This is a genomic window from uncultured Microbulbifer sp., assembly GCF_947489355.1.
Taxonomy (GTDB): Bacteria; Pseudomonadota; Gammaproteobacteria; order Pseudomonadales; family Cellvibrionaceae; genus Microbulbifer.
Genome location: NZ_CANLDD010000176.1, coordinates 1 through 492 on the forward strand (window position 1 = coordinate 1; position 492 = coordinate 492).

Genomic DNA, 492 nt, shown 5'->3' on the forward strand with positions numbered 1-492 from the left:
CTGGCTTTTACAGCAAGTCATGCCGGCGTTTAGCGAGCCATCCAAGGATTGAAATCCCCGAGCCGGTGGAAGGCCGGTAACTGATACGAAAGGAGGCTTGAGCATGTTTTTCGAATGTGAAGACTGCCTTAAACAAGCAGATATCGAAATAGAAGATTTGCCAGATCACGCTTGTGATGATGTTGATCTTCGCTGCGAAAATTGCGGGGTTGTATTCATTGTTGGCTGGGAGGCTGTGATAGAGATCAGAGGGCGAAAATGAAAATTTATAGCAGCCACCCAGTGAGACTCTGGCAATCCCTCACCGGCATCGCCGCACTCATTTTCTGAAGTAACAATAGGTGCAGGTTAATTTTTAGAGTCTCATTTGAGGCTCGAAAACCGGCACAACAACGGAGGGAAGTACAGATGGGTGAAATAGCAAAAGAGCGCCCAATCCTATTTAACGGGCCAATGGTTCGCGCGATTCTGGAGGGTAGGAAAACTCAGACG

The 492-nt window shown here is 48.0% G+C and carries 1 protein-coding gene; it reads left to right on the forward strand.

Annotated features, from left to right (window positions below):
* Window positions 1–103: 103 nt before the first annotated feature.
* Window positions 104–262: a hypothetical protein gene (locus Q1A48_RS21350; protein WP_299948890.1), complete on the forward strand. Its 159-nt coding sequence runs from the start codon at window positions 104–106 to the stop codon at window positions 260–262.
* Window positions 263–492: the final 230 nt, after the last annotated feature.